Raw genomic sequence first — 25,448 nt, 5'->3', positions numbered from 1 at the left:
CTACTCCTCGTCGAGTGCGGCCGCGACGTCGTCCGGGATGTCGATGTTGGTGTAGACGTCCTGGACGTCGTCACTGTCTTCGAGCGCGTCGACGAGCTTGAGCACCTTGCGGGCGCCCTCCAGGTCGACCGGCACCGTCACCGACGGCTGGAAACTCGCCTCGGCGGACTCGTAGTCGATGCCCGCGTCCTGCAGTGCGGTCCGCACGGCCACCAGATCCGTTGGCTCCGAGATGATCTCGAAGCTTTCGCCCAGATCGTTGACATCCTCGGCGCCGGCGTCGAGAACCGCGGCCAGCACGTCGTCCTCGGAGAGGCCGTTCTTCTCGAGGGTGATCACACCCTTGCGGGAGAACAGGTAGGCCACCGAGCCGGGGTCGGCCATGTTGCCGCCGTTGCGGGTCATCGCGACCCGGACCTCGCCCGCGGCGCGGTTGCGGTTGTCCGTGAGGCACTCGACGAGCACCGCGACGCCGTTGGGGCCGTACCCCTCATAGGTGATGGTCTGCCAGTCTGCGCCGCCGGCTTCCTCGCCCGCGCCGCGCTTGCGGGCACGCTCGATGTTGTCGTTGGGCACCGAGTTCTTCTTGGCCTTCTGGATGGCGTCGTAGAGCGTCGGGTTACCGGCGGGGTCGCCACCGCCGGTGCGTGCCGCGACCTCGATGTTCTTGATCAGCTTGGCGAAGTTCTTGCCGCGACGCGCGTCGATCACGGCCTTCTTGTGCTTGGTGGTCGCCCACTTGGAATGGCCGCTCATGCAGCTTTTACCTTCTTCTCTTCTAGTTCATCCGGGCGTCGTGAAAGTCCGGTCCACGAGTTTACTTGCCGGTCGTGGTGTTAAGTCGGACACACTTGCCGTCAGCTACCTTACTCCGGAGTAAGGTCGCTGTTCATGACATTCTCCCTGGAGCTGTCCTCCGATCTGCTCGACGTGCAGAAGTGGGTCCACGAGTTCGCCGCCGACGTCATCCGGCCCGCCGCGGCCGAATGGGACGAGCGCGAGCAGACCCCGTGGCCGATCATCCAGGAGGCCGCCAAGGTCGGCCTCTACTCGGTGGAGTTCTTCGCCGAACAGGCCGCCGAACCCAGCGGCCTAGGCATGATCGTGGCGTTCGAGGAGATGTTCTGGGGGGACGCCGGCATCGCGCTGTCCATCCTGGGCACCGGCCTGGCCGCGGCGTCGGTGGCCGCCAACGGCACTCCCGAGCAGGTCGGCGAATGGGTGCCGCAGATGTTCGGCACCGTCGAGGACCCCAAGGTCGCCGCGTTCTGTTCCTCCGAACCCAACGCCGGCTCGGACGTCGGGGCGATCCTGACCCGCGCCCGCTACGACGAGGCGACCGACGAATGGGTGCTCAACGGCACCAAGACCTGGGCCACCAACGGCGGCATCGCCAACGTCCACGTCGTCGTGGCGTCGGTGTATCCCGAACTCGGCACCCGCGGCCAGGCGTCGTTCCTGATTCCGCCCGGCACGAAGGGCCTCAGCCAGGGCCAGAAGTTCCTCAAGCACGGCATCCGCGCATCGCACACCGCCGAGGTGGTGCTCGACGACGTCCGCATCCCCGGGCGGCTGATCGTCGGCGGCAAGGAGAAGTTCGACGCGCGGATCGCCAAGGTCCGCGAGGGCAAGAAGGCCGCAGGCCAGGCCGCACTGGCCACGTTCGAGCGGACCCGCCCCACCGTCGGCGCGATGGCCGTCGGGGTCGCGCGCGCCGCCTACGAGTACGCCCGCGACTACGCCTGCGAGCGCGAACAGTTCGGCCGCAAGATCGGCGAGTTCCAGGCCGTCGCGTTCAAGCTGGCCGACATGAAGGCCCGCATCGACGCGTCCCGGCTGCTCGTCTACCGCGCCGGCTGGATGGCCCGCAACGGCAAGGAGTTCACCTCGGCTGAGGGCTCGATGGCCAAGCTGGTGGCGTCTGAGACCGCGGTGTACGTGACCGACGAGGCGATCCAGATCCTCGGCGGCAACGGTTACACGCGCGAGTACCCGGTCGAGCGGATGCACCGCGACGCCAAGATCTTCACGATCTTCGAGGGCACCAGCGAGATCCAGCGGCTGGTGATGGCCCGCGCCCTCACCGGACTGCCCCTGCGCTGACTTTCCGGCGAATCCGGCGCGCAATGCGACACCCAGGGTGCTCGAGCGCGCCGGATTCGCTGCGTTAGAGCGAGTCGACGAAGAGTTTGTGCACGCGGCGGTCGCCGGTCACCTCGGGGTGGAACGCGGTGGCCAGCACCTTGCCCTGACGCACCGCGACGGGGTGTCCACCGGCGGTCGCCAGCACCTCGACACCAGCCCCGACGCGCTCGACCCACGGCGCCCGGATGAACACCGCGTGCACCGTGCCGTCCAGCCCGTCGAAGTCGACGTCCTCCTCGAACGAATCGACCTGACGACCGAAAGCGTTGCGGCGCACCGTCATATCGATGGCACCCAGTGGCAGGGCCTGACGCCCGGGCACTCCGGCGTCGGCGATGTCGCTGGCCAGCAGGATCATTCCCGCGCACGACCCGTAGGCCGGCATGCCGTCGGCCAGCCGGGCCCGCAGCGGCTCGAGCAGCTCGAACTCGCGCAGCAGATGGCTCATCGCGGTGGACTCGCCACCCGGAATCACCAGAGCGTCCACCGCGTCGAGTTCAGCGCGCCGACGCACGGTGCGCGCCTGCGCCCCGGCCTCGGTCAGCGCTGCGAGGTGTTCGCGGGTGTCCCCCTGCAGAGCCAGCACCCCGACCTGCGGGGCGCTCACTCGCGGCCCGTGCCGAAGTCGCGGGTGAACCGGGTCAGCCCCTCCTGCATCACCGCCGCGACCATCTCGCCGTAGCGGTTGTAGATCTTGCCCTGGGTCAGGGAACGCCCGCCGCACGCCGACGGCGACGACTGGTCGTAGAGCAGCCACTCGTCGGCGCGGAAGGGCCGCATGAACCACATCGCGTGGTCCAGCGAGGCCACCATCAGGTGCTTGCGCTCCTCGATGTGGTTCACCTGGGCCGAACCCAGCAGAGTCAGATCGCTCATGTAGGCCAGCGCACAGATGTGCAGCACGTGGTCGTCGGGCAGCGGGTCGCGGTGCCGGAACCAGACCTGCTGCTGGGACGCCTTGCCCTCGCGGACGCCGAGCCGGTCGCGCGGGACGATCCGCACGTCCCACTCGTCGAACTGCCGGAAGCTGGCGTCGTCGAACACCTTGCTGCTGGACTTGAAGTCCGGGATGTCGTCGGGCGGCGGCGCGAACGGCATCGCGTCCTGATGCTCGATGCCGCTCTGGTCGGTCTGGAACGACGCCGACATCGAGAAGATCGTCTCGCCGTGCTGGATCGCACTTACCCGGCGGGTGCAGAACGAGCCGCCGTCGCGGATCCGCTCGACGGTGTAGATCGACGGCGCGCGCGCGTCACCGGGCCGCAGAAAGTAGCCGTGCAGCGAGTGCACCTGGAACTTCGGGTCCACCGTCCGCACTGCGGACACCAGCGACTGGCCGGCGACGTGACCGCCGAAAGTGCGCTGCAGAAAACCCGATTCCGGGCTGAAGACACCGCCGCGATAGATGTTGACCTCGAGCTGTTCCAGATCGAGGATCTCTTCAATCGCCACTTACCAGCCGCGCTCGGCCAAGCGGTGCGGCTGCGGGATGTCGTCGACGTTGATGCCGACCATCGCCTCGCCGAGTCCGCGTGACACCTTGGCCAGCACGTCGGGGTCGTCGTAGAACGTGGTGGCCTTGACGATGGCCGCCGCCCGTTCGGCCGGGTTCCCGGACTTGAAGATGCCCGACCCGACGAACACGCCCTCGGCGCCGAGCTGCATCATCATCGCCGCGTCGGCCGGGGTCGCGATGCCACCGGCGGTGAACAGCGTCACCGGCAGCTTGCCGGCCCGCGCCACCTCGACGACCAGATCGTAGGGCGCCTGCAATTCCTTGGCCGCGACGTACAGCTCGTCCTCCGACAGCGACGTCAGCCGGCGGATCTCGCCGCCGATCTTGCGCATGTGGGTGGTGGCGTTGGACACATCGCCGGTACCGGCCTCGCCCTTGGAGCGGATCATCGCCGCGCCCTCGGTGATCCGGCGCAGCGCCTCGCCCAGGTTGGTCGCGCCGCACACGAACGGCACGGTGAAGCGCCACTTGTCGATGTGGTTGGTGTAGTCGGCCGGGGTCAGCACCTCGGACTCGTCGACGTAGTCCACGCCCAGGCTCTGCAGGATCTGCGCCTCGACGAAATGACCGATCCGCGCCTTGGCCATCACCGGGATGGTGACCGCGTCGATGATGCCCTCGATCATGTCGGGGTCGCTCATCCGCGACACCCCGCCCTGAGCCCGGATGTCGGCCGGAACCCGTTCCAGCGCCATCACCGCGACCGCGCCCGCGCCCTCGGCGATACGCGCCTGCTCAGGGGTGACCACGTCCATGATCACGCCGCCCTTGAGCATCTCGGCCATACCACGCTTGACCCGCGCTGTTCCGCGAGCGGGAGCCCCCAGATCTGCCCCCGACGTTTCGGATTCCACTGCCTTCTCCTTAGATCGCTACCGATCCAGTCTAGAGGCGACCGCAAATCGATTCGGTCCGCGCCGACGTGATCAGCGATACAGCTGAGCTCACCGGATGGCGCGCGGCGGCCCGTCCGGCGGCGCACCCGCGTCGGCGAGCGCGTTGGCCTCGGCGAGAAGCTCCCCCAATTGCCGCGGGTACACGGTCTCCCCCTGGGTGACCAGACTGTCGATCGTCGCCGCGTCGCACCAGCGGTGACCGTGGATGTAGCTGCGCTCCAGCCCGGAGCGACCGGCGGCCGACGGCTCGAACCGGGCGGTGCGGTGCACGAAGTACAGTTCCTCGCTGCGCATCACCGAGCCGTTGAAGTCGATGACGGCGTCGCGTCGCCACACCGGACCCACGACGTCCTCCGGCGCCAGCAGCAGCCCGGTCTCCTCGTGTAGTTCGCGCACCGCGGCCTGGGCCAGCGACTCCCCTTCCTGCGCGGCGCCGCCGATGGTGAACCACCAGCGCGGGGCGGGCATGTCCCCGCCCGCCGCGGCCGGATCGGATCCGCACAGCAGCAGCACCGCACCGTCGCCGTCGAGCAGGACCACCCGGGCCGACGTCCGCTTGCTCACCGGGGCGGGCTCCCGGGCCGACAGCTCCCCACCCTCGGCGATCTCGAAATAGGTCGGCAGCGCCGCGGTCCCGCCCAGGCGCAGCGCCCGCACCAGCGGACGCTCGCGCAGGGCGAGGGTGTCGCGCACCGCGTCGTTGTGGAAGCGGCGGCCCAGCACCACGCGTGCCTCGGCGTCGGCCAGTTCGGCGACCAGCGGCAACGGCAGCGACGCCGGGTCCACCCGCGCCAGCGCGGCCGACAACTCGTTCTCGGCGGCTTCGCGTCCCGACCGGGGCGCCCGCTCGGCGGCGGCGGCCCGCGCGGCCAGCCGTCTGCCCTCCGGTCCCCCGCCGTAGGCCTCGACGGCCACCGCCCTGGCCACCACCGCGCGCCGAGCCAGCGCCCCGTCGAGCGCCTGCCACGACAGGTCATAGCGCACGTGCAGCCGGTCCAGCCGGTTCGCCGTCTGGTAGGCCCAGCCGACGGTCAGCAGGATCACCGCGACCAGCACCGCGATGACGACCGCGGTCACCCACGGGATCACGACTCGACCTGAACCTTCACCCCGGCGCCGGCGACGGTCTCGTACACCCGCAGGATCTGCCGGGCCACCACCGACCAGTCGTAGCGCTGCACCGCCCCGGCCGCGTACTCGATGTAGCCGGCGCGGGCCGCGTCGTCGGCGAGCACCTCGATCAGCCCCTCGGCCAGCGCGGCGGAGTCGTCGACGGCCACCAGCCGGCCTGCCCGTCGTCGAGGACGCGCCGGAACGCGTCGAGGTCGCTGGCCACCACGGCGGTCCCGGCGGCCATCGCCTCGACCAGCACGATGCCGAAGCTCTCGCCACCGGTGTTGGGCGCGCAGTACACCTCGGCGCTGCGCATCGCCGAGGCCTTCTCGGCGTCGGAGACCTGCCCGAGGAACCGCAGATGACCGGCCAACGGGCCTGCCTGGGCGCGCAGTGCGTCCTCGTCGCCGCGGCCGACGACCAGGATCTCCACGTCGGCGAACCGCTCCACCAGCGCCGGCAGCGTGCCGAGCAGCACCGACATGCCCTTGCGGGGCTCGTCGAACCGGCCCAGGAACAGCACGGTGCGGCCCGGCCTCGGATACCCCGGCAGCAGCGGCGCCGACGCGAAACTGCCCACGTCGACACCGTTGGGGATCTCCACGGCGTCGCTGCCCAGCGCCTCCATCTGCCACCGCCGCGCCAGGTCGGACACCGCGATGCGGCCGACGATCTTCTCGTGCATCGGCCGCAGGATCGGCTCGAACACCGACAGCGTCAGCGACCGGGTCGTCGACGTGTGGAAGGTGGCCACGATCGGGCCCTCGGCGATGTTCAGCGCGAGCATCGACAGGCTGGGCGCATTGGGCTCGTGCAGGTGCAGCACGTCGAAAGCGCCCTGCTGCAGCCACTTCTTGACCTTGCGGTGGGTAGCAGGGCCGAAGCGCAGCCGCGCCACCGAGCCGTTGTACGGAATCGGTACGGCCCGGCCGCCGGAGACCACGAAGTCGGGCAGGGCGTCCCCCGCTTCCGGAGAAGCCGGTGCCAGCACACTGACCTCGTGGCCGTCGGCGCGCAACACCGTGGCCAGCTGCAGCACGTGCGACTGCACCCCGCCGGGAACGTCGAACGAGTACGGGCAGACCATCCCGATCCTCATCCGTAAGACTCCAGGCGGGCCCGGCGCTCGTCGGACAGGTCGGCCAGCCACTGCGGCTGCATCATGTGCCAGTCCTCGGGGTGGGCGGCGATGTTGGTCGCGAACCGGTCGGCCAGGGCCTGGGTGATGGCGATGACGTCCCCGGACGAGGTGTCCAGTTCCGGATAGACCTGCATGCCCCAGTCGTCGGGTTCGAACCAGCAGTGCACCGGCAGCAGCGCGGCTCCGGTCGTCAGCGCGAGTTTGGCCGGGCCCGCGGGCAGCCTGCTCGGCTCGCCGAAGAAGTCGACCGGCACTCCTGTCCGGGTCATGTCCCGGTCGGCCATCAGGCACACCACGCCGTTGCCGAGCAACCGGTCGCGCAGCACGTCGAACGGGGGCCGCGTGCCGCCCGAGAGCGGGACCACCTCGAAGCCGAGGCGCTCGCGGTAGGCCAGGAAGCGGTGATAGAGCGACTCAGGCTTGAGCCGTTCGGCGACGGTGGTGAACGTGCCGTGGTTCTGCACCAGCCACACCCCGGCCATGTCCCAGTTGCCGCTGTGCGGCAGCGCGAGCACCGCGCCGCGGCCGGCGTCCAGTGCCGCCCACAGCAGCTCGATGTCGTTGACGCGCAGTCGTCGGGCCAGGTCCGCGTGGTCCATCGCCGGCAGCCGGAACGCCTCGCGCCAGTACCGCGCGTAGGACGCCAGTGAGGCGCGCATCAGGTCTTCGGGCACGCGCTCCGGGGTCGTCCCCGTCACCCGCGCGAGGTTCTTGCGCAGCTGTTCGGGTCCGCCGTTGCGGGCCGCCCATCGCGCGCCGGCGTCGAAGGTGTTGCGCGCCACGGCCTCCGGGGCCGCACGGACCAGCTGCCAGCCGGCGGCGTAGCCCCAGTCAGCCAGCTGTCCACCCACCGCCGACGGCAGCGAGCGCAGTCCCCGTCCAGTGCCGCCGGACCCGGCCGGGTGCTCTGTCATTGGTCGGTGGTCTTCGGCGTGTCCCCGGTTTCGCGCACCGGCAGCGGGTCCATGGCCGCGGCCGAGGTCCGTACGCTGTGCAACCGCTGCCCCACCGTGACCACGCTGGTGATCGCGAGCAGCCACATCGCGACGTCGAGCAGCCACGGCAGCGGGAAGAACGGCAGATCGGAGAAGCACGCCCCGGCCAGGATGATCAACAGGCGTTCCGGACGCTCGATCAGGCCGCCGTCGCCGTTGAGGCCGCTGGCCTCCGCGCGGGCCTTGATGTAGGAGATGACCTGCGACGACACCAGGCAGATCATGGTGGCCACCGCCAGGCCGGTGCTGTGCAGCCCGAACACCGCCCACCACAGCAGCCCGCAGAACACCGCCCCGTCGCTGATCCGGTCGCACGCGGCGTCGAGCACCGCCCCGAACCGGGTGCCGCCGCCGCTCTGCCGGGCCATCGCCCCGTCGAGCATGTCGGCCAGCACGAAGAACGCGACAGCGAACGCGCCGGCGAAGAGATAACCCATCGGGAACAGGGTCAGCGCGGCCAGCACCGAGCCGGCGGTGCCCAGGATGGTGACACTGTCCGGGGTCAGCCCGAGCTTGAGCGCGCCCTTGGCCACCGGCCGTGACAACTTCGTGTAGGCCGCGCGGGTCATCAGGTAGAAATCGCTCACTGCTGCCTGTCCCACTCGGCGGCCAGCAACCGGCGGGTGTCCCGCAGCAGTTGCGGGATGACCTTGGAGTCGCCGATGACGGTGATGAAGTTGGCGTCCCCGCCCCAGCGCGGCACCACATGCATGTGCAGGTGTTCGGACAGCGATCCGCCGGCCGAGGTGCCCAGGTTGAGGCCGACGTTGAAGCCGTGCGGGCGTGACACCGCCTTCATCACCCGGATGGCCTTCTGCGTGAACGCCATCAGCTCCGCGCTCTCGGCCACGGTGAGGCTCTCCAGCTCGGCCACCCGCCGGTACGGGACCACCATCAGGTGACCCGGGTTGTACGGGTAGAGGTTGAGCACCGCGTACACGAGCTCGCCGCGCGCGACGACCAGCCCGTCCTCGTCGGACATGTTCGGGATGTCGGTGAACGGTTCCGACGACGTCTCCGGACCCGCCTTCACCGCATCGACGATGTAGGTCATCCGGTGCGGTGTCCAGAGCCGCTGCAGCTGATCGGGGTCGCCGACACCGCGGTCTACGATCGTGTCCTCGGAGTCCACGTCACCCCTCGTCCGCTTCAGCGTTGATCTCGACGAGTTCCGCTGTGGGAACCGCGTTCTCGCGGCGGCGCACCCAGTCCACGATGGCCTCGACGGCTCGGTCGCTCGGCACGCCGTTGATCTGCGTGCGGTCCCCGAACCGGAACGAAACGGCTCCGGCCTCGACGTCGCGGTCGCCGGCCAGCAGCATGAACGGCACCTTCTGGTTCGTGTGGTTGACGATCTTCTTGGCCATCCGGTCGTCACTGGTGTCCACCTCGGCGCGGATGCCGAGCCCGCGCAGCCGGCTCACCAGCCCCTCCAGGTACGGGATGTGGTCGTCGGCGACCGGGATGCCGACCACCTGCACCGGCGCCAGCCAGGCCGGGAACGCGCCGGCGTAGTGCTCGGTGAGCACCCCGAAGAACCGTTCGATCGACCCGAACAGCGCACGGTGGATCAGCACCGGCCGCTTACGTGTCCCATCAGGGCTGGTGTACTCCAGCTCGAAGCGGTCGGGCATGTTGAAGTCCAGCTGGATCGTCGACATCTGCCAGTTGCGTCCCAGCGCGTCGCGCACCTGCACCGAGATCTTCGGACCGTAGAACGCCGCGCCACCGGGATCGGGAACCAGTTGCAGCCCCGAGGATTCGGCCACTTCGCGCAGCGTCTCGGTGGCTTCCTCCCACAGCTCGTCGGAGCCGACGAACTTCTCGGGATCCTTGGTCGAGAGCTCCAGATAGAAGTCGTTGAGCCCGTAGTCGGCCAGCAGTTCCAGCACGAACTGCAACAGCCGGGCCAGCTCGTCGCGCATCTCCTCGCGGGTGCAGTAGATGTGCGCGTCGTCCTGGGTCATGCCGCGCACCCGGGTCAGCCCGTGGACCACGCCGGACTTCTCGTAGCGGTACACGCTGCCGAACTCGAAGAGCCGCAACGGCAGTTCGCGGTAGGAACGCCCCCGCGACCGGTAGATCAGGTGGTGCATCGGGCAGTTCATCGGCTTGAGGTAGTAGTCCTGCCCGGGCTTGCGCACCGTGCCGTCCTCGTTGTACTCCGCGTCGATCTGCATCGGCGGGAACATGCCGTCGGCGTACCACTCCAGGTGCCCGGAGGTGATGTAGAGCTGTTCCTTGGTGATGTGCGGGGTGTTGACGAACTCGTAGCCGGCCTCGATGTGCTTGCGCCGCGAGTACTCCTCCAGCTCGCGACGCACCACTCCGCCCTTGGGATGGAAAACCGGTAGGCCCGAACCCAGTTCGTCGGGGAAGCTGAACAGGTCCAGCTCCACGCCGAGCTTGCGGTGGTCGCGCTTGAGCGCTTCCTCGATCAGCTCCAGGTGGCGGTCGAGTGCCTCCTGCGACTCCCACGCGGTGCCGTAGATGCGCTGCAGGCTGGCGTTGTTCTGGTCGCCGCGCCAGTAGGCCGCCGAGCTGCGGGTCAGCTTGAACGCCGGGATGTAGCGGGTGGTCGGGATGTGCGGGCCGCGGCAGAGATCGCCCCACACCCGTTCGCGGGTACGGGGATTGAGGTTGTCGTAGGCGGTCAGTTCGTCGCCGCCTATCTCCATTATCTCGTCCGATGACTCCAGGTCCCCGGACTTGTCGTCGATGAGCTCGAGCTTGTACGGCTCGTCGGCGAGTTCCTCGCGGGCCTGGTCCTTGGATTCGAACACCCGGCGCTCGAACAGCTGACCGTCCTTGACGATCTTGCGCATCCGCTTCTCGAGGGCCTCGAGATGTTCGGGGGTGAACGGCTCGGCGACCTCGAAGTCGTAGTAGAAGCCGTCGGTGATCGGCGGGCCGATGCCGAGCTTGGCCTCGGGGAACATGTCCTGGACCGCCTGGGCCAGCACGTGGGCCGCCGAGTGCCGGATCACGCTGCGGCCGTCGTCGGTGTCGGCGGCAACCGGCTCCACCTCGACGTCGGCGTCGGGAATCCAGGACAGGTCCCGCAACCGACCCTCGGGGTCGCGCACGACGACGACGGCGTCGGACGCGCCGCGGGACGGCAAGCCGGCGTCACGCACCGCCTGCCCGGCGGTCGTCCCGGCAGCGACCCGGATCGGGGCTACGGGGGCGGGGCGGGCGGGGGCGCTCATCGCTGGGTTCTCCAAACGTTCAGGTGGGTGCGGGCCGGGTCGACCGCGACCATGCTATCGGTGCGGGGGCTCACGCCCCGATACCAATGGGGCTATCCAGCCAGCTGTGTTCGATCCCGAACAGTCCCCCGACGAACGCCAGGGCTCCCAGCAACCACAAGGTCCCGACCACCACGGCGAACGTGAGCAGCGCGCCGAGGGCCTGCACCCACAGTCCCTGCTCCTTGAACCAGTCCATCACCGCGTCGTAGCGCTTGCGGACGTACCTCAGCAGCCGGTGCGCCCATTCGAACTCGGTGGCCAGGATCGCCAGACCGAGGAACACGATCGCCCAGCCGGGGCCGGGGTACGGGATGGCCAGGATGCCGACGACCAGCACCAGCAGGCCGACGATGCCGACGGCGATGCGGTAGGCCAGATCGAGGGCGCGGCGTTGCCGCAGCCGGTCCCGCCACCGCGCCCACTTGTGGGTCAGCCCGCGCAGCCCGGTGTCTTCGCTCACGGCTGCCCCGGCTTGAGTCTGACGAACAGCGAATGGGCCTCGGCCAGCACCTGGTCGCCGTCGAGCAGACGCCCCGACACGAAGATCTTGCGGTCGACGATGTCGTCGATGCCGGCGTTGACCTGCAGCTCGGCACCGATCAGCGCGATCTTGCGGTAGTCGACGTGCAGGAACGCGGTGCGCTGGGCCTTGCTGCCGCTGAGCTTGAACGCGGTGAAACCGAGCAGCGAGTCGAACAGGTGGGCCACCGCGCCGCCGTGCGCGGCGCCGTTGCGGCCCAGGTGATAGCGGCGGAACCGGGCGGTGCCGCGGACCCGGCCGTCCTCGGTGACGTGCAGGTCGACCGGCGGGCTGAGGATGTTGCCGCGGTTGGGCAGGTCCATCCGGCGGCCCGACGGCGAGGACCATTCGTCGGCGTCGAACGGCGCCAGCAGCGCCGACGCTTTCTCGATCAGGTCGGCGGCCTCGGTGATCACCGTGTCGGGGGCATCCGCGGCGCGCGCGTGATCCTGCAGTGCCCGCACCGCCTCGACGAAACGCCCGTAGTCCGGTCCCCCGCGGTCGGTGGGTTTCGGCGGATTGAAACCTCCACCGACGCGGGCGTCGAATCCAGTACCGACGCGGGCGTCGACTCCAGTACCGAGGCGGGCGTCGGATCCAGTACCGACGTGTGTGTCAGCCGCGCTGTTGGTGCTCACCCGCCCACCGTATTGGTTGCTCAGCCCGCGGCGGCGCCGGCGTTGCTCAGTGTCTCGAACTCGGCGTCGGTCAATTCGATGGCCGCCGCGGCAACGTTCTCCTCCAGATGGGCGACCTTGGAGGTGCCGGGGATGGGCAGCATCACCGGTGAACGGTGCAGCAACCAGGCCAGCGCGAGCTGCGACGGGGTGGCCCCGTGCTCGGCGGCGATGCGCTGCAGCGGGCCGTCAGGCGCCGCCAGCGGGCCCGCAGCCAGCGGGAACCACGGGATGAACGCGATCTGCTCGGCTTCGCACACCTCCAGCACCGGCTCGGAGCCGCGCGTCGTGAGGTTGTACATGTTCTGCACGGACACGATCGGCGCGATCGCACGGGCGGCGGCCAGTTGGTCGGCGTCGACCTCCGACAGTCCGATGTGCCGGATCTTGCCCTCCTGCTGCAGCGCGGTCAGTTCACCGATCTGGTCTTCGGCCGGGAACTTCGAGTCGATGCGGTGCAGCTGGAACAGGTCGATGGTGTCCACGCCGAGCCGGCGCAGACTCAGCTCGCACTCTTGGCGCAGGTAGGCCGGGAACCCGAGCGGCTCCCAGACGTCCGGGCCGGTGCGCAGCAGCCCGGCCTTGGTCGCGATGACCACGCCGTCGTAGGGATGCAGCGCCTCGCGGATCAGCTCCTCGCTGACATACGGGCCGTAGGAGTCCGCGGTGTCGATGAAGTCGACCCCGAGCTCGACGGCCCGGCGCAGCACCCGAAGGCATTCGTCCCGGTCGGCAGGCGGCCCCCAGACGCCCTTGCCGGTCAGCCGCATCGCGCCGAACCCGAGACGGTTGACGGTGAGCTCACCGCCGAGGGCGAAGGTCGGCGCGGGGGCAGCAGTCACGGCACCGACGGTACGCGGTCGGTGCCAAGCTGGCACCGTGAAACTGACTGATCTGGCGAGCCTGGCCGCTGACCTACCCCGAGGTGGGCGCGACGGCCGCCGAACTGCCCGCGGGCTACCGCCACCTGCGGAAGACGTCGGTGATCGGCCGGGGCCGGGACCGGTTCGAGCAAGCCGCCGCCGCGGGGATGCGGTGGGGCATGCTGCGCGGGGCGGGGCTGCGGGTGGAGGCCACCGCCGTCGAGGCGGCCGTGGGCGCCGAGGTCCTGGTGCACCTCGGACCCGTGGTCGCGCCGTGCCGGGTGGTCTACGTCGTCGACGAGCCCGACCGCCGGGGTTTCGCCTACGGCACGCTGCCCGGACATGCGGTATCCGGCGAGGAGCTTTTCCTGGTGAGCTACCAGCCCGACTCTGAAGCGGTGTCTGCGGAGGTGACTGCGTTCTCCCGGCATGCCACGTGGTGGAGCCGGCTCGGCGCCCCGGTGACCTCTGTGGTGCAACGGGTGGTCACCGACCGGTATCTCCGCGCGCTCTGATCCCCCCTGTGAATTCGCTGAAAGCGCCTGCCGGTGTGCAAAACGGGCCCCATCAGGGGCGCAGCGGTGCCGGGAACCGCCCCGACGACCGCAGCAAACGGTCACAGAGGCAACATTTCCCATGCCCGCACCGACCGTTGCGGTCAGCGGTAGCCTGTAGTGCCATATTGACGCGTAAGTATCGGACGGGTGAGGGATGATCGATCCAGCCGGCATGGAGGCCGCACATCTACGGGTGGCCGAACTTGTCCAGGGACTGCACAACAGGTCCGACACCGACTCCGACACCGTCGTGGCCGAGTTGGCCGAGATCGCCGCTGTTGAGATCCCCGGTGCGCAGTACGCCGGAATCACTTTGAGCCGCAATGCCAATCGCATCGAGACCCCGGCGGCGACACATCACTGGCCGCTACTGCTGGACAAGATCCAGCAGCAGCACCTGGAAGGGCCCTGCCTGACAGCGGCGTGGGAGGAACGGGTTGTCCACGTCCCCGACCTGCAGACCGAGGAGCGTTTCCCGAACTACCGGCGCGACGCGCTGGCAGAGACACCCATTCGCGCGATCATGGCGTTTCAGCTGTTCATCGCCGACGAAACGCTGGGTGCATTGAACGTCTACGCCGAAACGGCCGATGCCTTCACCCCCGAGTCGCGCACTCTCGGACTCATCTTCGCCGCGCACTCGTCGGTTGCCTGGAATTCCGCGCGCCGCGAAGACCAGTTCAAGCGCGCGCTGGCCAGCCGGGACATGATCGGCCAGGCGAAAGGCATGATCATGGAGCGCTACCACGTGGACGCCGTCCAGGCCTTCGAGTTGTTGCGCAAGCTGTCCCAGGACACCAACGTGCCGCTGATCAAGGTGGCCACCGAACTGGTCGCCGACGCGCAGGCGTCGACCGCCTGACCGTCCCGAGACAGCCTCTCGCCCAATCACTTCGAACTGGACGGCGCCGGCCGTCCGAACCTCTCGCAGCGGGAGGACGGACGGCCGGGGCCGTTCGGGTCTAGTGGGTGTCCCACCGGTCCCGGCGCTCACCCGCCGGCGCCGTACCCGTGATCAGTGCCCGCGGGATCTCGGCGTTGACCGGAGCCGCACCTGAATCACCTTGGGTGGCAGACCAATCCGTACCGACACAGAGCAGATCGGACGGGACCGGCACCTCGCTGGGAAGCGGCACCGGCAGGCCCGGGATCGACGGGATGCTCAGCGACGGCGGCGACACCAGGTTCGACAGGCTGGTCGCGGCCAGCGGGGTGAACGGGTCCGGCGGGCCGGGGACGCCGACACTGACCGATCCTGCTCCGCCCGGCACCGGAGCAGGCGGCGGCGGAAGGACACTGACCACCGAGGACGTCGCGTCCTGGACCGACCGGATCATTCCGGGAGGCGTCAGCAGATCTTCGAGCGCCACCGAGCTGCCCGGGGTCCCGGGGATCGGGGATCTCGGCGTCGCGGTGTTGACCCCGGTCGACGTGCCCGGGGCCGGCGGCAGACCGGGCGTGTTCCCGGGCACCGAGGACGCGGCAGGCGTGCCCGGCGTGGCGGGCAGCGGCGGCGTGCCCGTGTTGACCGAGACGCCGGTCGAGGACGGCGGAACCGGCGGCGTCCCCGGAGTCCCACCGGGAACCGTGACCGCCGCAGGCGTCCCGGGGACACCCGGCGCGGGCGGGGTCACCCCACCGACCGGCACCGCACCCGGACCACCGGGAACACCCGGCACAGGCGGCGTGGCCACCCCGGCCTCACCGAAGATCGGCGCACCGGGGACACCCGGGGCGGGCGGAGTCACCACACCGACGGGCACCGCACCCGGACCACCGGGAACACCCGGCGCGGGCGGAGTCACCACACCGACGGGCACCGCACCCGGACCACCGGGAACACCCGGCACAGGCGGCGTGGCCACCCCGGCCTCACCGAAGATCGGCGCACCGGGAACTCCGCCCGGAACGGCGGCACCAGCGGCGGCATCCAGCGGTGCACCCGCACCGACACCGGCACCGCCACCGGGGACACCGGCTCCGGCACCGACTGCTCCGGCGGCGCCCTCGACGGGCGCACCTCCGCCGGGCACACCGGCGGCACCTGCTTCACCGAAGACGGGCGCGGCGGGCGGTCCCGCGGGTCCCGCCACTCCGGCAGCCGCGTCGATCGGGGCACCGGGCGCAGGAACCCCCGGCGGCGGAACCAGGCCGGCCTCACCGATGACCGGGGCACCCGGGACACCGGGTGCGGGCGGCGTCACGACGCCGCCCTCACCCCCGGCAGGGACGACAGGCAGACCCGGGGCCGGCGGGGTCGCCACACCGGCGTCACCCACCACCGGAGCACCGGGCACACCCGGAGCAGGAGGCGTCACCACATCCACCCCACCACCGGCAGGCACACCAGGCACACCGGGAGCAGGAGGCGTCGCGACCTCGATCGCCGAATCCACCGGCACCCCAGGCAGACCCGGAGCGGGCGGGGTCGCCACACCGGCCTCACTCACCACCGGAGCACCGGGCACACCCGGAGCAGGAGGCGTCACCACATCCACCTCACCACCGGCAGGCACACCAGGCACACCGGGAGCAGGAGGCGTCGCGACCTCGATCGCCGAATCCACCGGCACACCAGGCACACCGGGAGCAGGAGGCGTCGCGACCTCGATCGCCGAATCCACCGGCGTCCCAGGCACACCCGGAGACGGCGGGGTCACCACGCTCGACGACGCCTCAATCGGCGCACCGGGCACACCCGGAGCCGGCGGGGTCGCCACCTCGATCGACGAATTCACCGGCGTCCCAGGCACACCCGGAGACGGCGGGGTCACCACGCTCGACGACGCCTCAATCGGCACGCCGGGCACACCGGGTGCAGGCGGCGTCGCCACTTCGAGCGCGGTATGCACCGGAGTTCCGGGCACGCCCGGAGCCGGCGGGGTCGCCACATTGACCTCACCACCGGCAGGCACACCGGGCACGCCGGGAGCAGGCGGCGCCGGGATCTCCACCGAGGATTCGACAGGAGTGCCGGGTGCCGGCGGCGCCGGCGGCGAGAACGTCTCGACAGTGCTCGACGACGGGGTTCCCGGTGCGGGTGGGGCAGGCGGAGAGAACGTCTCGACCGTGTTCACCGAGGGGGTGCCGGGAGCTCCGGGCGCGGGCGGCGTGGCGCCCTCCACCGAAGACTCGACGGGAACACCAGGCGCTCCCGGCCCGGGCGAGGTGGCGATCTCGCTCGCACCGTCAACCGGGGCACCCGGCGCAGGAGGAGCGGGCGGGGTCACCACACCGGCCTCGTCAACCACCGGGGCACCCGGCGCAGGAGGAGCGGGCGGGGTCACCACACCGGCCTCGTCAACCACCGGCGCACCCGGCGCAGGAGGAGCGGGCGGCGTCACGACGCCACCTTCGTCGACGACGGGAACACCGGGGCTACCGGGAGCCGGCGGGGTCACCACGCCGCCGTCACCCACCACCGGGGCGCCCGGCGCGGGCGGACCGACAGGCGGCACCACACCCGATGCACCCTCCACCGGAGCGCCCGGCGCGGGCGGACCGACAGGCGGCACCACACCCGACGCACCCTCGACCGGCGCGCCCGGGGCGGGCAGGCCGGCCTCACCGGCAGCCGCGGCCAGCGGCGCACCGCCGCCCGGGACACCGGCGCCACCGCCGGCACCACCACCGGGAGCCACCGCACCCGCGGCGCCTTCCAGCGGAGCGCCCGCGCCGCCAGGGCCTGCCAGGGCGCCGGGAGCGGGAGCCGCACCGGCCTCACCGAAGATCGGCGCACCCGGAGCAGGCGGGGCCGGAGGCAGAACAGCACCGGCTGGCATCGCCGCGGGACCACCGGGGACCGGGGGAAGCGGCGGCAGCGCCGCGCCACCGTCACCGACGATCGGCAGACCCGGGACCGGCGGTGCCGGCGGGCCCGGATTACCCACCGGAACGCCTGCGGGCGCACCCGGCACCGGCGGTGCGGGCGGGGTCCCGCCATTGGTCGTGGTCACCGCGGGCGCACCCGGCACCGGCGGTGCGGGCGGTGTCGCACCCGAGTTCGGGATGCCCGTCGATCCGGGCGGAGCGGGCGGAACAGGCGGCGTCGCACCGCTTGTCGACGTCGAGGCGGGCGTACCCGGGGACGGCGGGACGGGCGGGGTCGCGCCCGAAGAAGGCCGGAGCACCGAGCCCGGGGGCGTCGGCGGCGCGGGCGGCGTGCCGATCGAGGACGACGAGCTGGCCGGCGGCACGACCACCGGAGGAGCCGGCTGACCGGGGTTGGTGAAAGCGCGCGCGGTGTCCGTCAGGGCCTGCGGGATATCGCCGGGACGAGACACCAGCTGCTGGAGAATGCCCACGCACGGCACACCGCCTCGAGTGGGGTTCGCGTTTGCCGATGGGCTCAGCACCGGAGCGCTCAGGAAGATCCCCGCGCTGCCCATCATGACAACGACCACGCCCTTCTTGGTCCGTGACATCTGATCCCAGTCCTTCTACGTCGTGCTGCGCGAACTCCGTTTTGCGGCCTTACGGGGCTTACTGAACCGACAATTTGAGAAATCACCGACGCGACAAATCTGGCGTTATCCAACCGTTGCGAAGGAGAAGCGTTCCCGTCACAGACGAGAAAACCGTCTCAGCGCGGAGAAACCAGCGTCAAGCTGGGGAAACGATGCCGATCAGGGTGGGCAGGGCGAACCCGCCCGCCGGGTCACGGTAACGGGGCACGCCACGTCAGCGTGGTGCCGCCATCCGGACGCGCCCGCACGGTGAAGGAGCCGCCCACCTCCACGGCACGTTGCGACAGATTCGCCAGCCCGCTTCCGGTGACGTCGGCGTCGATTCCCCTGCCGTTGTCGACGACTTCGATCGACAGATCGTCGTCGACGGTGACCAGCACCGTGAGCGCCGTCGCACCGGAGTGGCGAACAACGTTGCTGACCGCTTCGCGCACCACGGCCTCGGCGTGATCGGCCAGTGTCGCGTCGACCACCGAGAGCGGGCCGACGTACTGCGCCGAGGCGCGGATCCCCGATTCAGGGAAGGCGGCCACCGCCTCGTCGAGCCGCTGGCGCAGCCGGGTGATCGCCGAGGAACCGCCGTGCAGGTCGAAGATCGTCGTGCGGATCTCTTGGATCACATCCTGCAGGTCGTCCACGCAGCCGGAAAGCCGTTGCTGCACTTCGTCGGAGCGTGCGCGCGCGATCGTGCCCTGCAACGACAGTCCGACGGCGAACAGCCGTTGGATCACGTGGTCGTGCAGATCCCGGGCGATGCGGTCCCGGTCGGTCAGGATGCTGAGTTCGCGCATCCGGTGTTGCGTGCTGGCCAATTGCCACGCCAGCGCGGCCTGGTCGGCGAATGCCGTCATCATGTCCAGCTCGTCGATCGAGAACGTCTGTGCGCCACCATCTCTCACCGCGATCAACACGCCGGGAACGGCATCGGTGGCCCGTAGCGGCAGCACCAGGGCCGGCCCCGTCACACCGCCGATGCCGACGTCCTCGCCGCTGAACCTGCCCGGCAGCCGCTGGGTGAACGCGGCACCGACCGCGGTGCCCGCGACGGGAATGGGCGGCGGCACGCCGTCGATGAGACCGGCCCAGGCCGCCACGGTGAGTTCGTCCACCTCCTCGGCCGGCAGGTCCGGATCCTCCGGGATCGCCACCATGGTGGTGCGGGCCCCGCTGAGCTTGTGCGCGGTCTCGGCGACGAGGCGGAACACCCCGGCGGGATCGGTGCCCGACAACAACTCGGTGCCGATGTCGCGGGTGGCCGCGATCCACTCCTGCCGGGCACGCGACTGCTCGTAGAGGCGGGCGTTCTCGATCGCGATGCCCGCCGCGGCGGCCAGCGCCTCGACCAGGACCTCGTCGTCCTCGCTGAACGGCTCGCCGCCGATCTTGTCGGTCAGATACAGGTTGCCGAACACCTCGTCGCGGATGCGCACCGGGACACCGAGAAAGGTGCGCATCGGCGGATGGTTCGGCGGGAAGCCCACCGACGCAGCATGGGCCGAGATATCCTCCAGACGAATGGGTTTGGGGTCGTCGATGAGCACCCCGAGCACTCCTCGGCCTTCCGGGAGATGCCCGATCAGGTCTCTGGTGGCCTCGTCGATGCCTTCGTAGACGAACTCGACGAGTTCATCCTCGGAACCCCGCACCCCGAGCGCGCCGTACTGCGCGTCGACCAGGTCGATCGCGGTGTGCACGATGGTGCGCAGCGTGGCGTCGAGCTCCAGACCCGAGGTGACCACCAGCATCGCCTCGACCAGGCCGTCGAGTCGGTCGCGGCCCTTGATGATCTGCTCGACGCGGTCCTGCACCTCGTTGAGAAGCTCGTGCAGCCGAAGCTGGGACAGGGTGCCGCGCACCGCGCGCAGCCCGCCGTCAGGTTCGGCCTCGTCGATCTCCCCCACACGACCATGGTGCACCACGGACGCGGCGCCGTGGTTGAGGACCATTGGCCCTGTCCCGGAAACCACCGCCCGTGCAGGCTGGAAGGTGAACCGGAGGAGGCCAGATGACTACGACACCGGTACCCGCCGTCACGATCGTCCACGCACTGGGACTGGCCTGCCGGGCGCCTTCCCTGCACAACAGCCAGCCGTGGCGGTGGGCCATCACCGACGCCGGGGTGGATCTCTTCGCCGATCCGCAGCGGCTGCTGCGCACCGCAGACGCGTCCGGCCGCGAGGCGCTGATCAGCTGCGGCGCGGCGCTCGACCATTTCCGGGTCGCGATGGCCGCCGCCGGGTGGCAGACCCACGTGCAGCGCTTCCCCGATCCGGACAACACCTGCCACCTCGCCCGAATCGAGTTCAGCGCGACCGCGGACGCCGAGGATCACCGGCGGCGCGCCGACGCGATCCTGTTGCGGCGCAGCGATCGGCTGGCGATGGCCGCCCCGCCCGACTGGGAGCTGCTGATCGAGGCGCTGGAGCTCACCTCGCGCCACGGCGCGGCACGGCTGGCGGCCGTCGCCGACGACGTGCGGGGCCCGTTGGCCGAGGCCTCCCACCTGGCCGATGCGCTGCGCCTCTACGATTCCCGGTATCACGCCGAACTCTCCTGGTGGACAGCGGATTTCAACACCGGCGAAGGGATTCCACACAGCGCACTGATCTCCGCGGCCGAGAGCGACCGGGTGCACGTCGGCCGCGCGTTCCCGGTCACCACCGCCCCGGATCGGCACGGCCGTCCCGACGAGGACCACGCCGGGATCCTGGTGCTGTCCACCGACGACGACTGCGCCGAGAGCGTCTTGCGGTGCGGCGAAGCCTTGTCGGCGGTGCTCCTGGAGGCCACCATGGCGGGGATGGCGACCTGCACCGTCACCCACATCACCGAGATCCCCGAAGGGCGCGACGTCGTCGCCGCGCTGATCGACAGCACCGCGATCCCGCAGGTGCTGGTGCGGGTCGGGTTGGCCCCGGCGCTGGATCCCAGTCCCCCGCCCACTCCCCGCCGTGCCGTGGAAGACGTGCTCGAGATGCGCAGCGGCTCCCGGTGCTAGGGGCACAGGAACGACCCTGCATCGTCGTCGGCATCGACGGGTCCCCGGCGGCAGTGGACGCCGCGCTGTGGGCGGTCGAGGAGGCCGTCGAGGCCGACATCCCGCTGCGGCTGGTCTACGTGGTCGACGCCGCACCCGGCGCGGTCGATCCGCAAGACCAGGCCCGCCGCGTGGCGACCGGCGAGATCGCGTTGCGTCACGCGCTGACCGCCGTGGAGGCCACCGAGCGCCCCGTCAAAATCGAGCTCGAGATGCTGCAGGGCAGACCGGTCGAGACGCTGCTGGAGGCGGCCCGTCCTGCGTCGCTGCTGTGCCTCGGCGCGCGCGGGTTCAGGCACTCCACCAGCGGCCGGATCGGTTCCACCGCGGCGGCGCTGACCGCGGCGGCGCGCTGTGCGGTCGCGATCGTGCGCGCACAACGGCCGCAACACCGCGCCGAACGCGCCGTGGTGATCGAGTACACCGACACCGACGCGGGCGGCGAGGTGATGCGCCGCGGGCTCGACGAGGCGCGCCGACGGCACGCACCGGCACGGGTGCTGACCCCCGCCGAGGTCAGCGCGCGCTGGGACCGCAGGCTGGCCGAATGGCGCCACACCTTCCCCGATGTGGACATCTCCGCGGTGCACGATCCCGGCGGCACCCTCGGCTACCTCTCGGCCCACGGGGACGCCGTCCAACTGGTGGTCACCGCCCGCAACCGGCCCGACGGCATCGCCGCACTGCTGGGCGCCCCCGGGAACGCGGCCCTGCGCGACACCGATTGCTCGATACTGGTGTGCGAACCGCACACCGCACTGTGATCAGTGCCCACCTGGACAGGGACGACGTCACGAATGCTGAAGGTTTTCCTGGTAGACGACCACGAAGTGGTCCGGCGAGGACTGATCGACCTGCTGGGCAGTGACCCCGAGCTGGACGTGGTCGGCGAGGCCGGCACCGTCGCCGAGGCGCTGACCCGCATCCCCGCGGCCCAGCCCGACGTCGCGGTGCTCGACGTCCGGCTGCCCGACGGCAACGGCATCGAGTTGTGCCGCGAACTCCTGTCCCGGCTTCCCGACCTGCGCTGCCTGATCCTGACCTCGTTCACCTCCGACGAGGCGATGCTCGACGCGATCCTCGCCGGGGCCAGCGGCTATGTGGTCAAGGACATCAAGGGCATGGAACTGGCCCGGGCCATCAAGGAGGTCGGCGCCGGCCGCTCGCTGCTGGACAACCGGGCCGCCGCGGCGTTGATGGCCCGCTTGCGGGGCGAGGGCGCACCCAGCGACCCGCTGTCCGGACTGAGCGAGCAGGAGCGGGTGCTGCTCGACCTGCTCGGTGAAGGGCTGACCAACAAACAGATCGCGGCCCGGATGTTCCTCGCCGAGAAGACGGTCAAGAATTACGTGTCCCGCCTGCTCGCGAAACTCGGGATGGAACGCCGCACCCAGGCGGCGGTGTTCGTCTCCAAACTCGAACGGCAACGCCGCCCCGACTACCCCTAGCCCGCCTACCTCAGGGGCGATTCGTCAAGGCCGACAACGATTTCGGCCAGATCGCGGCGCGGAGTGGACGGCAACGGATCGGCGTTGACCGGAGCCCAGCCCACCCGCAGCAGCATCTGCGGATGTCCGTCGGCGCCGAACACGTCGCGGCGCAACTCATCGCGGGTGTCGGCGATCTCCAACGGCTCGGTGACCGGGCAGCTGGCCAAACCCAGTGCCGTGGCGGTGAGCAGCACCACGCTGGTCGCCTCCCCCGCCCGCAGCAAGGACAGCCGGTCGTCGTCGACGGTGCCCAGTGCCAGCACCGCCGCGTTGTCGTCGTCCCCCTCGGCGTTCGGGGTCTGCGACAACACCCCGCCGGCGAACGCGCGCAGCGGGATCGGTCCCCTGCCGTCGGCGCCGGGGACGCTGTGGGCCGGGACGCCCGCGGTCGAGGCGTAGCGCCCGCTCCAGGTCGCCAGCTCGGCGAGATAGCCCGCGTCCGCGCCGTGCCGGTGGGCCGCCGCGTTCACCAACCGGGTCAGGCCCACCAGATCGTCGACGCGGCGCAACAGCACCCCGGCCCGGGCCGCGCGGGCGCCCATCAACGCGATGTCACCGCGCGGCACCGGCCACGAGCTGTAGTACCGGCGGTCGGTGCGCCGACGCGGAATCGCCGCGGCCAGCGTCACATCCACCTCCGCCGCCGGGTAGCGGTGCAGTTCGAGCACCGCCAGGTGCTGCGGGTCGCCCGCGTCCGGGAACCTGTGCACCTTGGACTGCCAACCCAGCGCCGCCAGGGCCACCACACAGTGGTTGAGCGCGGCGCCGCAGCTGAGCATCAGGTCACGACCGTCGGGGTCGGTGTGCGGCAACAAGAGGTCCGGATCGGCGAACAGGTCCAGGCGCTGATCGCCCACCCGCCACCGCCACGGTTGTGAGTTGTGCACCGAGGGGGCACGACTGGCAAGCGACAGCGCGGACCGCAGGGTGTCGCCATCGGGAAAATGACCGGACATCGCTTCTTTTCCCTTCGGGAGTTCTCGTCCCCTCCAGGGTGCGCTGTCGACGGCACCACGGTCAGGGCACAAAGACCTCTTCTGGGCCGTTCAGCGCAACCACACCGCGGTGTCGGGCGGGAGCACCCGCTCGACTCCGGGTTCCGAGGCCAGCGCGACCGTCGCCCCGGCCGGCAGGCGCACGTCGTCGGTGCCGGTGTTGACCCAGCACTGGGCATCCCCGCGCCGGAAGGCCGCCACGTCGGGGGCGACCTCGATCCATTCCACCGGGCCGGCGCTCGACCACAGCTCAGGACGCAGCCGCAGCGCCTCCCGGTACAGGTTCAGCGTCGAACCGGGGTCGTGCTCCTGGGCCTCGGCGCTGCGTTGCGCCCAGTGCCCGGGCTGCGGCAGCCACAGCACCGCGCCGGGGTAGGGCGAGAATCCGTAGGGCGGTTCGGTCCCGTTCCAGGGCAACGGGATTCGGCAGCCGTCCCGGCCGACGTCGGTGTAGCCGGACTGCACCCAGGTCGGGTCCTGACGCGCCTCGGCGGGCAGGTCCTCGATCTCCTCCAGCGCGAGTTCCTCGCCCTGGTAGACATACGCGGTCCCGGGCAGTGCCAGCTGCACCAGCGCCGCGGCACGCGCACGCCGCCGGCCCAGCGCGTGATCGGGCACCTCCTCGCCCCAGCGTCCCCGCTCCCACTCGGTGTCGACCAGATGTGCGGGCTGGGATCGCGAGAACCGCGTCACGGTGCGGGTGACGTCGTGGTTGGACAGCACCCAGGTCGGCGGCGCGCCGACCGACGCGGCGGAGCTGATCGCGTCGTCGACGACCTTGCGCAGCCACTCGGCGCGCCACGGTGCGCGCAGGAAGTCGAACTGGAACGCGGTGTGCAACTCGTCCGGGCGCAGGTAGCGCGCGAGCCGTTCGTTGCTGGGCACCCACGCCTCGGCGATGAAGATCCGCTCCGGGGCGTAGCGCTCGGCCACCGAACGCCAGCCGCGGTAGATGTCGTGCACGCCGTCCTGGTCCCAGGCCGGGTGACGGCCCTCGGTGTGCAGCATCACCTGCGATTCGGCGTCGGCGTCCGCGCCGTCGGGCAGCCCCGCCTCCTTGACCAGCCCGTGGGCGACGTCGATCCGGAAACCGTCGACGCCCCGGTCGAACCAGAACGCCAGGATGTCCTCGAACTCGGCACGCACCTCGGGGTGCTCCCAGTTCAGATCCGGCTGTCCGGGGGCGAACAGATGCAGATACCACTGGCCCTTCAGCGGACCGCTGTCCACCCGGGTCCACGCGGGACCCCCGAACACGCTCTGCCAGTTGTTGGGTGGGGATCCGCCGTCCGTGCCGCGACCGGGCCGGAAGTGGTACCGCTGCCGCGCGCCGGGTTCGTCGGCCAGCGCCGCCTTGAACCATTCGTGCCGGTCCGAGGTGTGGTTGGGCACGATGTCGAGAATCACCCGGATGCCCAGCGCGTGCGCGTCGGCGATCAGGGCCTGCGCGTCCTCCAGCGTGCCGTAGGCCGGGTCGATGTCGCGGTAGTCGGCGACGTCGTAGCCCGCGTCGGCCATCGGAGACGGGTACCACGGGTTGATCCAGATCGCGTCGACGCCCAGCTGCGCCAGGTAGGGCAGCCGGGCGCGCAGGCCCTGGATGTCCCCGACGCCGTCACCGTCGCCGTCGGCGAAGCTGCGAATGTAGACCTGGTAGACGACGGCGGTGTGCCACCAGTGCGACTCTTCAGCAGACAACGGTCGATCCTCCACAGCGCGATACCCGACGAAAACGTTCTCTCGTCCAGATTCGTGTCACGACAGGCGGGTGTCAACTCGGTGCACC

Annotated in this window: 22 protein-coding genes and 2 pseudogenes; 7 read left to right on the top strand and 17 right to left on the bottom strand. The window is 70.6% G+C overall.

The window, feature by feature from the left end; genetic code table 11:
* On the bottom strand, positions 1–756 hold the full coding sequence (locus tag C6A87_RS11880) for a YebC/PmpR family DNA-binding transcriptional regulator (RefSeq protein ID WP_311117396.1): 756 nt from the start codon (positions 754–756) through the stop codon (positions 1–3).
* Between the two features lie 135 nt (positions 757–891).
* Here C6A87_RS11880 and C6A87_RS11875 point away from each other — a divergent pair, with 135 nt between their 5' ends.
* Positions 892–2,103, top strand: a complete 1,212-nt coding sequence (locus C6A87_RS11875) for an acyl-CoA dehydrogenase family protein (protein WP_311117395.1) — start codon at positions 892–894, stop codon at positions 2,101–2,103.
* A gap of 64 nt (positions 2,104–2,167) precedes the next feature.
* On the opposite strand, the gene pdxT is transcribed toward C6A87_RS11875, so the two are convergent.
* The 12 genes and pseudogenes from pdxT to C6A87_RS11815 all read right to left on the bottom strand — a co-directional run bounded on the left by pdxT (position 2,168) and on the right by C6A87_RS11815 (position 13,096).
* Positions 2,168–2,752, bottom strand: coding sequence for a pyridoxal 5'-phosphate synthase glutaminase subunit PdxT (gene pdxT, locus C6A87_RS11870; RefSeq protein ID WP_311117394.1), 585 nt, complete (start codon positions 2,750–2,752; stop codon positions 2,168–2,170).
* Positions 2,749–3,597 (bottom strand): acyl-CoA thioesterase II, encoded by an 849-nt coding sequence (tesB, locus tag C6A87_RS11865; protein WP_311117393.1) that lies wholly within the window; start codon positions 3,595–3,597, stop codon positions 2,749–2,751. Before tesB ends, pdxT begins: the two co-directional genes overlap by 4 nt.
* Entirely contained in the window at positions 3,598–4,446 is an 849-nt protein-coding gene (gene pdxS / locus C6A87_RS11860) for a pyridoxal 5'-phosphate synthase lyase subunit PdxS (protein ID WP_311117899.1), read from the bottom strand. It lies immediately after the preceding gene.
* A 159-nt stretch (positions 4,447–4,605) separates the two neighbouring features.
* Positions 4,606–5,646, bottom strand: a complete 1,041-nt coding sequence (locus C6A87_RS11855) for an NUDIX hydrolase (RefSeq protein ID WP_396837045.1) — start codon at positions 5,644–5,646, stop codon at positions 4,606–4,608.
* Positions 5,643–6,769 (bottom strand): annotated as a pseudogene (locus C6A87_RS11850) (glycosyltransferase family 4 protein). The gene C6A87_RS11855 and the pseudogene C6A87_RS11850 overlap by 4 nt, the downstream one beginning before the upstream one ends.
* Positions 6,766–7,725, bottom strand: a complete 960-nt coding sequence (locus C6A87_RS11845; RefSeq protein ID WP_311117392.1) for a phosphatidylinositol mannoside acyltransferase — start codon at positions 7,723–7,725, stop codon at positions 6,766–6,768. Before C6A87_RS11845 ends, C6A87_RS11850 begins: the two are co-directional and overlap by 4 nt.
* Positions 7,722–8,393, bottom strand: coding sequence for a phosphatidylinositol phosphate synthase (pgsA, locus tag C6A87_RS11840; RefSeq protein WP_311117391.1), 672 nt, complete (start codon positions 8,391–8,393; stop codon positions 7,722–7,724). Before pgsA ends, C6A87_RS11845 begins: the two co-directional genes overlap by 4 nt.
* Positions 8,390–8,959 (bottom strand): HIT domain-containing protein, encoded by a 570-nt coding sequence (locus tag C6A87_RS11835; protein ID WP_311117897.1) that lies wholly within the window; start codon positions 8,957–8,959, stop codon positions 8,390–8,392. Before C6A87_RS11835 ends, pgsA begins: the two co-directional genes overlap by 4 nt.
* Complete coding sequence (gene thrS / locus C6A87_RS11830; RefSeq protein WP_311117390.1) at positions 8,940–11,015, bottom strand: threonine--tRNA ligase; 2,076 nt, start codon at positions 11,013–11,015, stop codon at positions 8,940–8,942. Before thrS ends, C6A87_RS11835 begins: the two co-directional genes overlap by 20 nt.
* Positions 11,016–11,085: 70 nt before the next feature.
* Positions 11,086–11,517 carry a TIGR02611 family protein gene (locus C6A87_RS11825; protein WP_311117389.1) on the bottom strand — a complete coding sequence of 144 codons (432 nt, stop codon included), beginning with the start codon at positions 11,515–11,517 and terminating at the stop codon, positions 11,086–11,088.
* Positions 11,514–12,215, bottom strand: a complete 702-nt coding sequence (locus tag C6A87_RS11820) for a PaaI family thioesterase (RefSeq protein WP_311117388.1) — start codon at positions 12,213–12,215, stop codon at positions 11,514–11,516. Before C6A87_RS11820 ends, C6A87_RS11825 begins: the two co-directional genes overlap by 4 nt.
* A 20-nt stretch (positions 12,216–12,235) precedes the next feature.
* Positions 12,236–13,096, bottom strand: coding sequence for an aldo/keto reductase (locus C6A87_RS11815; RefSeq protein WP_311117387.1), 861 nt, complete (start codon positions 13,094–13,096; stop codon positions 12,236–12,238).
* 37 nt (positions 13,097–13,133) lie between these two features.
* Here C6A87_RS11815 and C6A87_RS11810 point away from each other — a divergent pair.
* Positions 13,134–13,632: pseudogene (locus C6A87_RS11810) on the top strand (DUF1990 family protein).
* 196 nt (positions 13,633–13,828) lie between these two features.
* On the top strand, positions 13,829–14,536 hold the full coding sequence (locus C6A87_RS11805) for a GAF and ANTAR domain-containing protein (RefSeq protein ID WP_311117386.1): 708 nt from the start codon (positions 13,829–13,831) through the stop codon (positions 14,534–14,536).
* A gap of 100 nt (positions 14,537–14,636) precedes the next feature.
* On the opposite strand, the gene C6A87_RS11800 is transcribed toward C6A87_RS11805, so the two are convergent.
* On the bottom strand, positions 14,637–17,630 hold the full coding sequence (locus C6A87_RS11800) for a hypothetical protein (RefSeq protein ID WP_311117385.1): 2,994 nt from the start codon (positions 17,628–17,630) through the stop codon (positions 14,637–14,639).
* Here C6A87_RS11800 and C6A87_RS11795 point away from each other — a divergent pair.
* Positions 17,617–17,892, top strand: a complete 276-nt coding sequence (locus C6A87_RS11795; RefSeq protein ID WP_311117384.1) for a hypothetical protein — start codon at positions 17,617–17,619, stop codon at positions 17,890–17,892. The genes C6A87_RS11800 and C6A87_RS11795 overlap by 14 nt on opposite strands.
* 439 nt (positions 17,893–18,331) lie before the next feature.
* On the opposite strand, the gene C6A87_RS11790 is transcribed toward C6A87_RS11795, so the two are convergent.
* Positions 18,332–20,086 (bottom strand): GAF domain-containing protein, encoded by a 1,755-nt coding sequence (locus tag C6A87_RS11790; RefSeq protein ID WP_396837044.1) that lies wholly within the window; start codon positions 20,084–20,086, stop codon positions 18,332–18,334.
* A gap of 59 nt (positions 20,087–20,145) precedes the next feature.
* On the opposite strand from C6A87_RS11790, the gene C6A87_RS11785 reads away from it, so the two are divergent.
* From C6A87_RS11785 to dosR, 3 genes are read left to right on the top strand one after another with little or no spacing between them, the layout of a single operon-like run.
* A complete protein-coding gene (locus C6A87_RS11785; RefSeq protein ID WP_311117382.1) occupies positions 20,146–21,138 on the top strand; it encodes an Acg family FMN-binding oxidoreductase in 993 nt (330 codons plus the stop codon).
* A complete protein-coding gene (locus C6A87_RS11780; RefSeq protein WP_311117381.1) occupies positions 21,132–21,941 on the top strand; it encodes a universal stress protein in 810 nt (269 codons plus the stop codon). Before C6A87_RS11785 ends, C6A87_RS11780 begins: the two co-directional genes overlap by 7 nt.
* A 33-nt stretch (positions 21,942–21,974) precedes the next feature.
* The gene (gene dosR, locus C6A87_RS11775; protein WP_311117380.1) at positions 21,975–22,625 is read left to right on the top strand and encodes a hypoxia response regulator transcription factor DosR/DevR; all 651 of its coding nucleotides are present in this window, start codon (positions 21,975–21,977) and stop codon (positions 22,623–22,625) included.
* A gap of 5 nt (positions 22,626–22,630) precedes the next feature.
* Here the strand turns inward: dosR and C6A87_RS11770 are convergent, their stop codons facing one another.
* Entirely contained in the window at positions 22,631–23,623 is a 993-nt protein-coding gene (locus C6A87_RS11770) for an Acg family FMN-binding oxidoreductase (RefSeq protein ID WP_311117379.1), read from the bottom strand.
* 90 nt (positions 23,624–23,713) lie between these two features.
* A complete protein-coding gene (locus C6A87_RS11765; RefSeq protein ID WP_311117378.1) occupies positions 23,714–25,360 on the bottom strand; it encodes a glycoside hydrolase family 13 protein in 1,647 nt (548 codons plus the stop codon).
* Between the last annotated feature and the right edge of the window lie 88 nt (positions 25,361–25,448).

The organism is Mycobacterium sp. ITM-2016-00317 (genome assembly GCF_002968295.1).
Lineage (GTDB): Bacteria > Actinomycetota > Actinomycetes > Mycobacteriales > Mycobacteriaceae > Mycobacterium.
Note: the sequence above shows the minus strand (reverse complement) of the source record. Positions and strands in the feature narration are given on the sequence as shown.

Excerpts from the sequence above, each read along its gene's own strand:
- C6A87_RS11880 (WP_311117396.1), bottom strand. The coding sequence starts at position 756 with ATGAGCGGCCATTCCAAGTGGGCGACCACCAAGCACAAGAAGGCCGTG.
- C6A87_RS11875 (WP_311117395.1), top strand. The coding sequence starts at position 892 with ATGACATTCTCCCTGGAGCTGTCCTCCGATCTGCTCGACGTGCAGAAG.
- pdxS (WP_311117899.1), bottom strand. The coding sequence starts at position 4,446 with ATGGCCGAGATGCTCAAGGGCGGCGTGATCATGGACGTGGTCACCCCT.
- C6A87_RS11845 (WP_311117392.1), bottom strand. The coding sequence starts at position 7,725 with ATGACAGAGCACCCGGCCGGGTCCGGCGGCACTGGACGGGGACTGCGC.
- thrS (WP_311117390.1), bottom strand. The coding sequence starts at position 11,015 with ATGAGCGCCCCCGCCCGCCCCGCCCCCGTAGCCCCGATCCGGGTCGCT.
- C6A87_RS11805 (WP_311117386.1), top strand. The coding sequence starts at position 13,829 with ATGATCGATCCAGCCGGCATGGAGGCCGCACATCTACGGGTGGCCGAA.
- C6A87_RS11790 (WP_396837044.1), bottom strand. The coding sequence starts at position 20,086 with ATGGTCCTCAACCACGGCGCCGCGTCCGTGGTGCACCATGGTCGTGTG.
- C6A87_RS11785 (WP_311117382.1), top strand. The coding sequence starts at position 20,146 with ATGACTACGACACCGGTACCCGCCGTCACGATCGTCCACGCACTGGGA.
- dosR (WP_311117380.1), top strand. The coding sequence starts at position 21,975 with ATGCTGAAGGTTTTCCTGGTAGACGACCACGAAGTGGTCCGGCGAGGA.
- C6A87_RS11770 (WP_311117379.1), bottom strand. The coding sequence starts at position 23,623 with ATGTCCGGTCATTTTCCCGATGGCGACACCCTGCGGTCCGCGCTGTCG.